The 12,723-nt window shown below is 71.1% G+C and carries 11 protein-coding genes; 10 read left to right on the top strand and 1 reads right to left on the bottom strand.

The window, feature by feature from the left end; genetic code table 11:
* The 3 genes from ACE101_RS11465 to ampH all read left to right on the top strand — a co-directional run bounded on the left by ACE101_RS11465 (position 1) and on the right by ampH (position 3,563).
* Positions 1 to 753 carry an SDR family NAD(P)-dependent oxidoreductase gene (locus ACE101_RS11465; RefSeq protein ID WP_379129273.1) on the top strand — a complete coding sequence of 251 codons (753 nt, stop codon included), beginning with the start codon at positions 1 to 3 and terminating at the stop codon, positions 751 to 753.
* 37 nt (positions 754 to 790) lie between these two features.
* Positions 791 to 2,326 carry a class I adenylate-forming enzyme family protein gene (locus ACE101_RS11470; protein WP_379129276.1) on the top strand — a complete coding sequence of 512 codons (1,536 nt, stop codon included), beginning with the start codon at positions 791 to 793 and terminating at the stop codon, positions 2,324 to 2,326.
* Between the two features lie 127 nt (positions 2,327 to 2,453).
* The gene (gene ampH / locus ACE101_RS11475; RefSeq protein WP_379129278.1) at positions 2,454 to 3,563 is read left to right on the top strand and encodes a D-alanyl-D-alanine-carboxypeptidase/endopeptidase AmpH; all 1,110 of its coding nucleotides are present in this window, start codon (positions 2,454 to 2,456) and stop codon (positions 3,561 to 3,563) included.
* Positions 3,564 to 4,180: 617 nt separating this feature from the next.
* On the opposite strand, the gene ACE101_RS11480 is transcribed toward ampH, so the two are convergent.
* The gene (locus tag ACE101_RS11480; RefSeq protein ID WP_379129280.1) at positions 4,181 to 4,978 is read right to left on the bottom strand and encodes an IclR family transcriptional regulator; all 798 of its coding nucleotides are present in this window, start codon (positions 4,976 to 4,978) and stop codon (positions 4,181 to 4,183) included.
* 171 nt (positions 4,979 to 5,149) lie between these two features.
* Here ACE101_RS11480 and ACE101_RS11485 point away from each other — a divergent pair, with 171 nt between their 5' ends.
* From ACE101_RS11485 to ACE101_RS11515, 7 genes are all read left to right on the top strand, one after another.
* Positions 5,150 to 6,289, top strand: coding sequence for an ABC transporter substrate-binding protein (locus tag ACE101_RS11485; protein WP_379129282.1), 1,140 nt, complete (start codon positions 5,150 to 5,152; stop codon positions 6,287 to 6,289).
* A gap of 36 nt (positions 6,290 to 6,325) precedes the next feature.
* Positions 6,326 to 7,201 (top strand): branched-chain amino acid ABC transporter permease, encoded by an 876-nt coding sequence (locus ACE101_RS11490; protein ID WP_379129284.1) that lies wholly within the window; start codon positions 6,326 to 6,328, stop codon positions 7,199 to 7,201.
* Positions 7,198 to 8,178 (top strand): branched-chain amino acid ABC transporter permease, encoded by a 981-nt coding sequence (locus tag ACE101_RS11495; protein WP_379129286.1) that lies wholly within the window; start codon positions 7,198 to 7,200, stop codon positions 8,176 to 8,178. Before ACE101_RS11490 ends, ACE101_RS11495 begins: the two co-directional genes overlap by 4 nt.
* A complete protein-coding gene (locus ACE101_RS11500) occupies positions 8,175 to 8,930 on the top strand; it encodes an ABC transporter ATP-binding protein (protein ID WP_379129288.1) in 756 nt (251 codons plus the stop codon). The genes ACE101_RS11495 and ACE101_RS11500 overlap by 4 nt, the downstream gene beginning before the upstream one ends.
* On the top strand, positions 8,917 to 9,624 hold the full coding sequence (locus tag ACE101_RS11505; RefSeq protein WP_379129290.1) for an ABC transporter ATP-binding protein: 708 nt from the start codon (positions 8,917 to 8,919) through the stop codon (positions 9,622 to 9,624). The genes ACE101_RS11500 and ACE101_RS11505 overlap by 14 nt, the downstream gene beginning before the upstream one ends.
* 92 nt (positions 9,625 to 9,716) lie before the next feature.
* Positions 9,717 to 11,033: an aspartate aminotransferase family protein gene (locus ACE101_RS11510; RefSeq protein WP_379129292.1), complete on the top strand. Its 1,317-nt coding sequence runs from the start codon at positions 9,717 to 9,719 to the stop codon at positions 11,031 to 11,033.
* A 30-nt stretch (positions 11,034 to 11,063) separates the two neighbouring features.
* Positions 11,064 to 12,722, top strand: coding sequence for a hydantoinase B/oxoprolinase family protein (locus ACE101_RS11515; RefSeq protein WP_379129294.1), 1,659 nt, complete (start codon positions 11,064 to 11,066; stop codon positions 12,720 to 12,722).
* Position 12,723 lies beyond the last annotated feature (1 nt).

Below are 12,723 nucleotides of genomic sequence, written 5' to 3' on the forward strand. Positions count from 1 at the left end.
ATGGACCTGAACCTGAACGGACGCGTCGCTCTCGTCACCGGCGGCGCGAACGGCGTCGGCCGGGAGATCGCCCTGGCGCTCGCCGCCGAGGGCGCCGCGATCGCTCTGAACTACCGCTCTTCTGCCGAGGACGCCCGCACAGTCGCGGCGGAGATCGAGGCGGCGGGCGGTCGCGTGCAGACCTACGCGGCGGACGTCGCGGACCACGAGGCGGTCAAGGGAATGGTCGCGCAGATCGTCTCCGACTTCGGCTCCCTCGGCATCGTCGTCAACAATGCGGGCCTCGCCCTGCGCAACCGCTTCGTCGACACCACGCCGGACGAGTGGAAGCGCCAGATCGACACCTGCCTGTATGGGGCTATCCACACGGCCCACGCGGCCGCCGCCCATCTCGAGAGGAGCGGCCACGGACGGATCGTCAGCCTGATCGGGGATTCCTCGCGCGTCGGCGAATCCGGCCTGTCGATCGTCGCCGCGGCGCGAGCCGGCGTGATCGGCCTGATGAAATCCCTGGCGCGCGAGATGGGCCGCTCCGGCGTGACGGCCAACACCGTGTCCCTTGGCCTGGTCGAGACCGCGCACGACAAGGCCTGGGTCGACGCCAACCGCGAGAAGCTCGTCAAGTTCTATCCGACGCGCCGCCTCGGCCAGCCCGCCGACATCGCCCCGACCGTCGCGCTGCTCGCCTCCGACCACGGCGCCTGGATCACCGGGCAGGTCGTCAGCATCAGCGGCGGCTTCAGCATGGTCTGAGCGGCGGCGAACGAACCAACGGTCACGGGAGGATTCCATGCTGCGAACCGACCTGATCGCCCCGGTGCCCGAGCTGCTGAGACGGCAGGCGGAGGCACGGGGCGACAAGACGGCGTTCAGCGACGCGCGCGGGTCCATCAGCTACGGTGAACTGGAGGTGACCACCGCGCGTCTCGCCGGCCATCTCCAGGGATTCGGCGTTCAGCCGGGCGACACGGTCGGGATGATGCTTCCGAATTCGGTGGCGTGGGTCCAGGGCTGCTGCGCGACCCTGCGGGCCGGCGCGACCAGCGTCCCGATCAGCTACGAGGCGGCCGAGCCCGAGATCGCCTACCGTCTTGCCGATGCGGGGTGCGGGACGGTGATCACCACCGACGAGCGGGCGGAGACGGTGCTCCGCGCCGCGGCCGGGCGCCCGACCCGCCTGATCCTGGTCGACCGGGGGGCGGAGCGCCGCGACGGGATCCGCTTCGCAGACCTCGTCGGGACCGCGCCCGCCGAGGCCGTGCGCGACCCCGCGGCGATGCTCGACCCGTCCTTCATCATCTACACGTCGGGCACGACGGGCCGCGCCAAGGGCGTGAAGCTGTCGCAGCACAGCATGCTCTGGGTGACCGCCGCCTGCTGGGCGCCCATCGCCGGCCTTTCGGCCGAGGACGTGGTGCTCTCGCCGCTGCCCCTGTTCCATTCCTACGCGCTCAACCTGTCGGTCCTGAGCATCCTGGCGAGCGGCGCGACGGAGCATCTCTGCGAGAAGTTCTCGACCCAGGAGACGCTCCGGATGCTGGGGGAGGGGCGCTTCAGCCTCATGCCGGGCGTGCCGACGATGTTCAACTACCTCCTTCAGGCGTCCGGGCCGGACATCGCGGCCCTGCCCGGCCTGCGCCTGTGCGTCTCGGCCGGCGCCATCATGCCGGCGGCCCTCAATCGCGAGTTCGAGGCCCGCTTCGGGGTTCCGCTGCTCGACGGCTACGGGATCACCGAAACCTCCACCATGGTGACCATGAACTGGCCGACGGGCGGGCGCGTGCCCGGCTCGTGCGGGCTCCCGATCCCGGGCCTCGCCGTGCGGATCGTCGACGCGGTCGAGAATCGCGATGTGCCCATCGGCCAGGAGGGCGAGCTGATCGTCCGCGGGCCGAACCTGATGCTGGGCTATCACAACAAGGCGGACGAGACCGCGGCCGTCCTGCGCGAGGGCTGGTACCACACCGGCGACCTTGCGCGCAGCGACCTGAACGGCTTCCTGACGATCACGGGTCGGCTCAAGGAGCTCGTGATCCGCGGCGGGCAGAACATCGCCCCGGCGGAGATCGAGGAAGCGGCCGGCCTCTTCGAAGGGGTCGGCGATTGCGCGGTGGTCGGCATCCCCCACGACAGCCTCGGGGAGGTGCCGGTCCTGTTCATCGTCGTCAAGGAGGGGCACGACTTCGCGCTGCAGGAGCTGCACGACCACTGCCGGCAGCGGCTCTCCTCCTACAAGGTGCCGGAGGCGATCCACGTCGTCGACGAGATCCCGCGGACCGGATCGGGGAAGGTCATGCGCTTCCGGTTGCGCGAGCAGCTCACCTAGGAGCTCGCCCGCGCGGAGCGCTTCGACTGCCCTCGCGATCAGGCTCGGCTCGGCGGCAGCACCTGCGCCTGATCGAGGCGCGGACTGCGTGTTAACCTCGGCCCTGGATCAGAGTCGAGGCTCCCTCATGCGAATGGCTTTCGCTGCGCTGACCTTTGCCCTCGTGGCTACGACGGCCCCGCATGCTGCGGACGACCCAATCCTCACCGCAGCGGCCGACCTTGCCGGAGAGGTCATGTTCCGGGAATCGGGGGCTCCCGGCATGGTCCTGGTCGTCGTCCGCGGCGATCAGGTGCTGATCCGCGGCTACGGTGAGAGCGAAAAGGGGAAGGGTGCCAAGCCGGATGGCGCGAGCCTCGTGCGGCTCAACTCGATCGCCAAGGTTTTCACGACAGAAGTACTCGCCTCGCTTGCGGCCGAGAGAAAGCTCGCGCTGAGCGACCCTTTGCAGACCTTCGCCGGCGACGTGCGCGTGCCCGCCTTCAACGATCGGCCAATCACCTTGCTCGATCTGGCGACCTACTCGGCAAGCCTGCCACGCGAGATGGGCGATGCACCCGATGGAGCCAATCCCCGGGCCTGGCCGACCTCCGCCGACCGTTGGGCGTGGCTACCGAGCTATCGACTGCCATGGGCACCGGGCACCATCACCTCCTACTCGAACATCGGCTTCGACCTTCTGGCGGATGCCCTCGGGAAAGCCGGTGGCACTTCATATGCCAATCTGCTGCGACGCCACGTCACCGAGCCACTCGGCATGGCCGATACCGGGCTGGCCCCGACGCCCGAGCAATGCTCACGCCTGATGATCGGCTCGGGTCTCGGAGGGGCGGCGAGCTGCATCGATACGCAGGCCACCGGCGGGAGCGGCGGCCTGTACAGCACGGGCAACGACATGGCTCGCTGGCTGCGCCACAACCTCGACCCCACGAACGCGACGCTGGTCGTCAGCCACGCCGTCTACCGGCAGCGTCAATCGATGCCCGCCGCAATCGGCTTTGACGAGGGAGCGCCGATGGCTGGCCTCGGGCTCGGCTGGGTCGCCGTGGCAGCACGAGGTCTTGAACCGATGCTTCTCACCAAGAGCGGTGGCGGCGTTGGTTTCATGAGCTACTTAGCCTTTGCTCCCGGTCGAAACGCTGGCGTGTTCGTTGTTGTCAATCGCGCCGACTTCGGGATGTTTTCGCCCTTGACGGATGCTGCCAACAAGTTGGTCTCCAGCCTCGTCACGCGCTGATCGTCGAGGCCGGCCGCCGGCACGGCCGCTCTCCAACCGATAGCAGCCCTTGGAAGCGCGCCGATCGAGCCCGTAGCTGGTCGGCGCCTCGCCATATCGAGCCAAGCGAAGAGACCCTCGGCCGCTCAGCCTCAGAGACGAACAGCCTGACTTCTCAAGGCGCCGACACCCTTGGCTGGAGCTGCTGTCCGGCAGCGCCGGCCCTCGACTGTTGGGCCAGTGCGCGGTCGAGTTCGTGCAGAACCCAGCACTTCGCCCGTGCTTCGCGTGAGCGTTTCATGGCCGGCCCCCATGTAGGGTTGGAGCGCGGATGGGGAATGATAACGGCCGGGACCGGCTTCAGTTCACGGCGCGCAGCCGGAACCCAGATCCTCGCCTGCGTGCCGGCATCGCAATCGAAGACCATGCAGGTCATCGGTCCGTCCCTGCGACCGGAGAGCGAGGCCGCCTGATCCCGATGATATGCACTCATGGCCGAAGGCGTCTCCGCAAGGCCGCTCGCGAAGATCCTGGGCGCAGCAGGGGTGCGGTCAGCAGGGCGCTGAACGCCAAGCGGATCGAGCGCCGGCCGAGCTGATCCCGAGGGCGCGGCAGCGTGATCGGGCCGGTTCCGGCTCCTACGGGCGCTTGGCGATCCGCGATCCGTGCGACAGGAGCCGGCTCAGGGTCGCCGCCGCCTTGTCCAGGCTGGCGATGCGGACCGGCAGGTCGTCGTTGAAGACGCGCTGGACGGGGCCGGTCAGGCCGATGCTGTAGAGGACCGAGCCGTCGTCGAGGCGCACCGGAAAGCCGAGCGCCCCCAGCCCCTCGTCGATCTCCGAGATGCAGGTTCCGTAGCCCTTCGCGCGGACCCCGGCATAGTCCGCGAGGATCGCTTCGCGCGCCGTCCGGGTCTGGCTCGTCAGCGCGGTGAGGTCCCGCTCCAGCGCCCGCCGGATCAGGGCCTGATCCTGAAAGGCCAGGATCGCCTTCGCGGTCGCCGCGGCGTGCGGCGGCATCTCCAGGCCGGGCTGAACGTAGCTCCGCCACTGCACCTCGGGCGAGACGCTGAACACGACCCGCACCCCGTGCCCGATGAGCCGGGTGAGATAGCAGGTCTCGCCCCGCTCCGCCGTGAGCGCTTCGAGGGTCGGGCGCGCCAGCGCGATGATCCAGCCATCCTCCGCCGAGGTGTGCAGGAGCCGCACCAGACGGGTGCCGAGGCTGTAGGTGCGGTGCCGGCCCCCGCCCTCGATGAGCCCGGCCCGGAGCAGGCCCGCGAGCAGGCGGTGGGCGCTCGTCTTCGGCAGATCGAGGAGCGTGCAGACGTCGCTCATGGTGATCGCGTCCGGGAAGGTCGCGACCAGCTCCAGCACCGTCATGTAGCGGTCGAGTGGTCCGGCGCCGCTCGGCACCTCTTCCGTCCCGGTCTCCACGGCGGTCCGGATCCCGGACGGTGCGGCCAAATCGGGCAAACTGCCTGCCGAAGCGCGATTGACAATCTTCCGGGGCATCGTACCCTCAAACCGAAATACGGAACTAATTCCCGTTTATCGGAACTTATAGACCGGATCACCGGTCGTGTGAAGCTGCCGGGAGGGCGGATCATGGCTCAGACACGCAGGACGGCGCTCGCGCTCGCCGCCGCATTCCTCGCCGCCAACGCCGTCCGGGCCGCGGAGGAGCCGATCGCGATCGGCGCGACCGTTCCGACGACCGGGCCGCTCTCCCTCACGGGCAAGCTCTACTTCAACACGCTGACCATGGCGGCGGAGGACATCAACAAGGCCGGCGGCATCAAGGGACGGCCGATCAAGCTCGTGATCGAGGATGCGGGCGCCTCGAACAGCACCGCCGTGTCGGCCTTCGTGAAGCTCGTGCAGGAGACGAAGCCGCCCTTCGCCTTCCTGACGAGCTATTCCACGCAGAACCTCGCCGTCGCCCCCGAAGTCGCCAAGGCGGCGATCCCGGTGATGTATTCCGGCGGCGCGGACGCGGTCGCGGAGAACGGCAATCCCTGGATGTTCCGCATCCGGCCGACGGACAGCATCGCGGCCCGGGCGATGGTCCAGTTCATGACCGCCCGGCTCAAGGCGACGAAGCCCGGCATCCTCTCCATCCAGAACGATTTCGGCCAGGGCGGCGCCCAGGTCGCGGCGAAGCGGCTGGAGGATGCCGGCCTGACGGTGGCGGCGCGCGAGGCCTACGGCCAGAACGACAAGGACTTCTCCGCCCAGCTCCTGCGCCTGCGCTCGGCCGGGGCCGACGTGATCTTCGTGTTCTGCTACCCGGCGGACGGCGCGCTCCTGCTGCGCCAAGCCAAGGCGCTCGGCCTGAAGATGCCGATCGTCGCCTCCTCGGCGGCCTTCGTTCCGGCCGCCCTCCAGCTCCTCTCCCCGGCCGATCTCGACAACGTCTGGGGCGTGGTCGACGCCTTCGTCGATCCGAGCGTCGGCGGGCGCATGAAGGACTTCGCCGAGCGCTACAAGGCCAAGTTCGGCACCGACGCCGACGCCTACGGGCTCGCCTACTACGACGGCGCGATGCTGATGGCGGACGGGATGCGCGAGGTCGGCACCGATCCCAAGGCCCTGCGCGACTGGCTCGCCGGGGTGAAGACTTGGCCGGGCATCGGCCACGCCTACGCCTTCGACGCCAAGGGCAACGGGGTGCGCGACGTCGCGGTGGTCAAGGCGAAGCCCGGCAGCAAGACCCTCGAGGCGATCACCAGCGTCAAGCTCGATTGACGATGTCCGGAGGGCGGCGACGCGCGGCAGCGGCTCATGGCTGATCTCATCCAACTCATGACGAACGGGCTGGCTCTCGGCAGCGTCTACGCGCTCGCGGCGATCGGCTTCGTGATCGTGTACTCCGCCACGGGGGTCGTGAACTTCGCGGCCGGCCAGTTCGTCATGCTGGGCACCTTCGCGGGCGTGGCGACCCTGGTGAATGCGGGCTGGCCGCTGCCGGTCGGCTATCTCGGGGCGCTCGCCGTGATGGCGCTGTTCGGCCTCCTGTTCTACGCCGCGGTCTACCTGCCCCTGAGCCGCAGCCCGGTCGTCACCATCATCATCGGCACGGTGGCGATCGGCATCACGCTCCAGAACGCGGCCCTCCTCACCTTCGGCTCCTGGCCGTTCCGCCTCACGTCGCCCGTCGAGGGGATGATGCTGGAGGTCGGCGGCGCGGTGATCCCGCTCCACGCGGTCGCGGTCGTGGTCGCGACGGCGCTGCTGATCGGGCTGCTCTGGCTCCTTCTCAACCGCACCGCCCTCGGGATCGCCATGCGGGCCGTCGCGCAGGACGCCCGGACGGCCCGCCTGATGGGCCTGCGGGTCAACGCCCTCCTCGCCTTCACCTGGGTGCTGGCGGCCGTGCTCGCCGGGATCGCCGGGCTGATGCTCGGGCCGATGTGGTTCGCCGACGTCAACATGGGCGACCCGATCGCGCTGAAGGCCTTCGCGGCGACGATCATCGGCGGCTTCGGCAGCCTGCCGGGCGCCATCGCGGGCGGGCTGTTCGTCGGCCTCGCCGAGGTTCTGGGGGCCTCCTACATCTCGTCGGCCTACAAGGACCTGATCGCCTTCGGGGCCATGATCCTGTTCCTGCTCGTGCGCCCGCAAGGGGTGTTCGGCGAGCGCATCCAGGACCGGGGGTGAGGCTCGTGCGCTCCGTCCTCGCCCTCGCCGCGCTGATCCTCGCCGGCCTCGTCCTCTCCTTCACCGTCTCGGAATACACGCTGCGGCTCCTCAACATGGCGGTCATCGCCGCCGTCGCGGTGATCGGGCTGAACTTCGCCTTCGGCTATGCCGGGCTGATCTCGCTCGGTCATTCCGCCTTCGTGGGCCTCGGCGCCTACGGGCTCGCGATCCTGACCACCCGGGCCGGCTGGTCGCCCTGGCTCGCCGCCGTCCCGGCGGTCGCCGGCACCGGCCTCGTCGCCGCGGCCCTCGGCTATCCGCTCCTGCGCCTCAAGGGGCATTACCTCGCCCTGGCGACCCTGGGGCTCAACGTCAGCTTCAGCATCGTCGCGGCGAACTGGATCGAGCTGACCGGGGGCACGAACGGCATCGCCCAGATCCCGGGCCTGAGCCTCGCCGGCCACGCCCTGGACGGGGAGCGGACCTTCCTGTGGTTCGGGCTCGCGGCCCTCGCGCTGCTGGCCCTCGCCGCCCTCGCGATCCACGCCTCCCGCCTCGGCCGGGCGATGATGGCGGTCCGCGACGACGAGACCGCCGCCGCGATGACGGGGGTCAACGTGACGGGCGTGAGCGTCACCGCCTTCGCGCTGTCGGCGGTCTACGCGGCCATCGCCGGCTGCCTGTTCGCGGTCCACGTCCACTTCGTCTCGCCGGACGACTTCAACTACGCCCACGCGATCACCTTCCTGTCGATGCTGATCGTCGGGGGCGAGGGCACGGTGGCGGGCGCCATCATCGGGGCGGCCCTCCTCACCTTCCTGCCGGAATGGCTGCGCGTCCTCGGCGAGGGCTACCTCGCCTTCTTCGGCCTGATGATGCTGGCGATCCTGGTCTTCCTGCCGACCGGCATCGTCGGCCTCCTGCGGCGCTGGCGCCGCCCCGTCCGCCCGCCGGAGCCCGCGGCCGCCGGCCTCGACGGAGTCGTCCGGCCATGATGATGCCCGCCGGCACGAGCGCCCTCGACGCGACCGGGATCACCAAGCGGTTCGGCGGCCTCGTCGCCCTGGCCGAGGTCGATCTCAGGGTCGGGAGCGGCGAGTTCGTCGCCCTGATCGGCCCGAACGGCGCCGGCAAGTCGACGCTCCTGAACGTCCTCACCGGGCTCTCCGTCCCCACGGCCGGGCGCATCCTGCTGGAGGGGCGGGACGTCACCCGCCTGCCGACCCATCACCGCATCCGCGCCGGCCTCGGGCGGACCTTCCAGCACGGGCGCCTGTTCCCGCGCCTCAGCGTGGTCGAGAACATCATGGTCGGGGCCGCCAACCGGAAGGGGCGCAGCGAGGCGGCCCTGCGGGAGCACGCGCTCGCCCAGCTCCGCCGCATGGGGCTCGAACGCCTGGCCGAGCAGCCGGTCTCGGCCCTGTCCTACGGCAACCGGCGCATGGTGGAGCTGACGCGGGTGCTCGCCTGCGAGCCCCGGGTGCTGCTCCTCGACGAGCCGGCGGCGGGGCTCAACCTCGGCGAGGTCGAGGACCTGATGGCGCGCCTGCGGGCGATCCGCAGCGAGGACCGCAGCGCCATCGTTCTCATCGAGCACAACATGGGCATGGTCATGCGGCTCGCCGAGCGCGTCGTCGTGCTGAATTTCGGCCGCAAGATCGCCGAGGGCACGCCGGCCGCGGTGCAGGCCGACCCGGCGGTGCTCGCCGCCTATCTCGGCGAGGGGGCTGCCCATGCTGGCCGTTGAGGACCTCTCGGTCGCCTACGGTGACATCGTCGCCCTGCACGGCGTCAGCCTGGAGGTGGGAGCCGGCGAGACGGTGGCGCTGATCGGCGCGAACGGCGCCGGCAAGACGACGCTGCTCCAGACGATCTCGGGACTGAACGCGATCCGCGGCGGGGACATCCGCCTCGCGGGGGCATCCCTCGGGAGCGTCTCCTGCGAGAAGCGCGTCCGGCTCGGCATCGCGCACGCGCCCGAGGGCCGGCGCATCTTCCCCGGCCTCACCGTCGAGGAGAACCTCGTCGTCGCCACCGCGCCCTGGCGCCGGCCCGGCGGCTCCTACGCGGACGAACTCGCCTTCGCGTTCGACCTCTTCCCCCGCCTCAAGGAGCGGCGGCGCCAGCTCGGCTGGTCCCTGTCCGGCGGCGAGCAGCAGATGCTCGCCATCGGCCGCGCCCTGATGGCGCGCCCGAAGCTCCTCCTCCTCGATGAGCCCTCCCTCGGCCTCGCGCCGCGCCTCGCCGAGGAGGTCTACGAGCGCGTCGGGCGCATCCGGGCGAGCGGCCTCACCATCCTCGTGGTGGAGCAGAACACCGTGCTGGCCCTCGCGGTCGCCGACCGCGGCTACGTCCTCGAGACCGGCCGCGTGGTCCTCTCCGGCCCGGCGGCGGATCTGCGGAGCGATGCCCGGGTGCGCGAGGCCTATCTCGGCCGCTGACCCCTGCCGGACCGAGCGGCACCGCCCCGCGGCGATCCGGTTCCCATCCCGCCCGCCCGCCCGGCGCAGGCGCCAGGTCCAGGAGCTGACCCATGACCTATCCCGATCCGGCATCGCGCTCGAAGGCGATGCACGACCGCGCCCGCGCGAGCCTGCCAGGCGGGAACACGCGCACCACCGTGTTCATGAAGCCCTACCAGCTCTACGCCGAGCGCGGCGAGGGCTGCCGCGTGATCGATCTCGACGGCGTCGCCCGCATCGACTGCATCAACAACTTCACCTCGCTGATCCACGGCCACGCGCATCCGGTCGTGGTCGAGGCGGCGTGCAGCCAGATGCGCCTCGGCAGCGCCCCGGGGCTGCCGACCCTGTCGGAGGTCGAACTCGCCGAGCTGCTCTGCGGGCGCGTCGCCTCGGTGGAGCGGATCCGCTTCAGCAATTCCGGCACCGAGGCGGTGATGAACGCGCTGAAGGCCGCCCGCGCCTTCACCGGGCGGCCGAAGATCGCCAAGTGCGAGGGGGCCTATCACGGCTCCTACGATTATGCCGAGGTCAGCCTGGAGACGCGTCCGGAGACCTGGACCCAGGCGCCGCCGGCCTCTGTCGCCTATGCGCGCGGCACCCCGCAGGGCGTCCTCGACGACGTGATCACGATTCCCTTCAACGACATCGACGGCGCCGTCAGCCTCATCCGCGCCCACGGCCCCGACCTCGCCTGCGTGCTGGTCGATCCGATGCCGAACCGCGCCGGCCTCGTCCCGGCGGACCGGGCCTACATCCAGGCCCTGCGCGAGGTCACCCGCGAGGTCGGCGCGCTCCTCGCCTTCGACGAGGTGATCACGTTCCGCCTCGGCCACGGCGGCGCCCAGCCGCATTGGGGCGTCGAGGCCGACCTCACGACCTTCGGCAAGATCATGGGCGGCGGCTTCCCGGTCGGCGCCACCGGGGGCCGGGCCGAGGTGATGGCGGTGTTCGACCCGAGCGACGGCAAGCCCGCGCTTCCCGCCGGCGGCACCTTCTCGGCGAACCCGGTGACCATGCGGGCGGGTCTCGCCGCGATGGAGCTGCTCGACGAGGCCGCCTTCGCCCGGCTCGACGCCATGGGCGAGCGCGTCCGCACCGGCATCGACGAGGCCTTCCGGCGGAGCGGGGTGCCGGGCGGCGCCACCGGCCTCGGCTCGCTCCTGAAGATCCACTTCACGGACCGCCCGGTCCGCGACTACCGCTCCGCCCATGCGGGGCCCGCCGAGGCGGCGCGGCAGGCGGCCTTCTTCCGCGCGCTCCTCAACGAGGGCGTGCTGATGGCGAGCTACGGCCTGATGGCCCTCTCGACCCCGATGACCGACGACGACCTCGCGGCGATCCTCTCCGCGGTCTCCGCCGCCCTCGGCCGCGCCGCCGCGGCCTGACCGGCCCCCGTCCCGCCCCGGAAGACCGCCATGCCGCGTCCCGTCGATCCCATCACCCGCTCGGTCGTCGAGCACCGCCTCTCCTCCATCGTCACCGAGATGGGGGAGGCGATGCTCCGGACCTCCTACTCGCAGATCCTGAACTCGAGCCGCGACTTCTCGATCGGCATCACCGACACGCAGGGGCGGCTCGTCGCCCAGGCCGACCACATCCCGGTGCATGTCGGCGCGCTGCCCTGGGCGACCCGCGCCGTCGAGGACCGCTTCCGGGACGTGGTGCCCGGGGACGTGATCCTGATGAACGATCCCTATCACGGCGGGTCGCACCTGCCGGATCTCACCGCCTTCGTGCCGGTCTTCGACGGGGGCGAGCGCCTGTTCTGGACCGTGGTGCGCGCGCACCAGAGCGACATCGGCGGCTCGACCTACGGCGCCTACAACCCGGATGCCCGGGACATCTGGACGGAGGGGCTGCGGGTCCCGCCGATCCGGCTCGCCGAGGCCGGCCGCCTGCGCGAGGACCTCGTCGACCTCCTGGCGCTCAACACGCGCAACGGCCACGATTTCCGCGGCGACCTCGCCGCGATGGTCGGCGCCGCAACCCTCGGCGAGCGCCGGATGAAGAAGCTCTTCGCCGAGTTCGGCGGGCCGGTCGTCGTGCGGGCGGTGGAGGGGCTGTTCGATGCCGCCGAGCAGCGCGCCCGCGCGATCGTGTCGACGTGGAAGGACGGCGTGTACGAGGGCGAGGCGTTCCTCGACGACGACGGGCACGGCCGCCAGGACATCCGCATCCATGCCCGGGTGACCAAGCGCGGGAGCGACGTCGCGGTCGATCTCTCCGCCTCGGACCCGCAGACCACCAGCTTCGTCAATTCCTCGCACGCCAACATGCAGTCGGCCTGCGCGATGGCCTTCGCCTACCTGCTCGATCCGGACGTTCCCAAGAACGCGGGCGCGTTCCGGCCCCTCACGGTCAAGGCGCGCGAGGGCACCATCGTGTGGGCCGAGCCGGGCCGGCCGGTGACGATGTGCACGAGCCACCCCTCCGACGAGATCGTGGAGGCGATCGTCAAGGCGCTCTCGGGCGCCTGCCCCGAGCGGGCGATGGCGGGCTGGGGCCGGCGCTTCCGCATCGCGCTCCAGGGCGAGGATCCGCGCACCGGGCGCGGGTTCATCTGGCACATGTTCCACGCCCGGCCCGGGGGCGGCGCCTCCGCGGGCGGCGACGGCTGGTCCTCCGCCGGCGAGTGGCACACGGTCGGCGGCCTCAAGTTCGGCAGCGTCGAGTTCGCCGAGGTCCGCTTCCCCCTGCATTTCCGCCGCCACGAGTTCCTGCCCGATTCCGGCGGCGAGGGGCAGTTCCGCGGCGGTCTCGGCGCGGCCCTCGACCTCGTGGTCGAAACGGCCGGGCCGGCGCTCGCCAACACCGCCGGCGACGGCGTCCGCTACGGCGCCTGCGGCATGCAGGGCGGCCGGGACGCCGCCCCGCACGCCTACCGGCTCCTCTCGGAGGGGCGCGAGCCCCGGGTGCTCAGGACCAAGGAGACCGGCATCCCGGTCCGGCCCGGGGACGTCTTCGAGGTCCGCTCGGGCGGCGGCGGCGGCTGGGGCCCCCCGGAGGCCCGCGAGCCGGCCGCCCGGCAGCGGGACCTGGCCGAGGGATTGGTGAGCGCGCAGGGAGGCCGCTGAG

The organism is Methylobacterium carpenticola (genome assembly GCF_042748905.1).
Classification (GTDB): Bacteria; Pseudomonadota; Alphaproteobacteria; order Rhizobiales; family Beijerinckiaceae; genus Methylobacterium; species Methylobacterium carpenticola.

Bases quoted from the DNA above. Each gene is read 5' to 3' on its own strand.
- ACE101_RS11505 (WP_379129290.1), top strand. From the start codon at position 8,917: ATGCTGGCCGTTGAGGACCTCTCGGTCGCCTACGGTGACATCGTCGCC.
- ACE101_RS11470 (WP_379129276.1), top strand. From the start codon at position 791: ATGCTGCGAACCGACCTGATCGCCCCGGTGCCCGAGCTGCTGAGACGG.
- ACE101_RS11515 (WP_379129294.1), top strand. From the start codon at position 11,064: ATGCCGCGTCCCGTCGATCCCATCACCCGCTCGGTCGTCGAGCACCGC.
- ampH (WP_379129278.1), top strand. From the start codon at position 2,454: ATGCGAATGGCTTTCGCTGCGCTGACCTTTGCCCTCGTGGCTACGACG.
- ACE101_RS11490 (WP_379129284.1), top strand. From the start codon at position 6,326: ATGGCTGATCTCATCCAACTCATGACGAACGGGCTGGCTCTCGGCAGC.
- ACE101_RS11500 (WP_379129288.1), top strand. From the start codon at position 8,175: ATGATGATGCCCGCCGGCACGAGCGCCCTCGACGCGACCGGGATCACC.
- ACE101_RS11510 (WP_379129292.1), top strand. From the start codon at position 9,717: ATGACCTATCCCGATCCGGCATCGCGCTCGAAGGCGATGCACGACCGC.
- ACE101_RS11465 (WP_379129273.1), top strand. From the start codon at position 1: ATGGACCTGAACCTGAACGGACGCGTCGCTCTCGTCACCGGCGGCGCG.
- ACE101_RS11485 (WP_379129282.1), top strand. From the start codon at position 5,150: ATGGCTCAGACACGCAGGACGGCGCTCGCGCTCGCCGCCGCATTCCTC.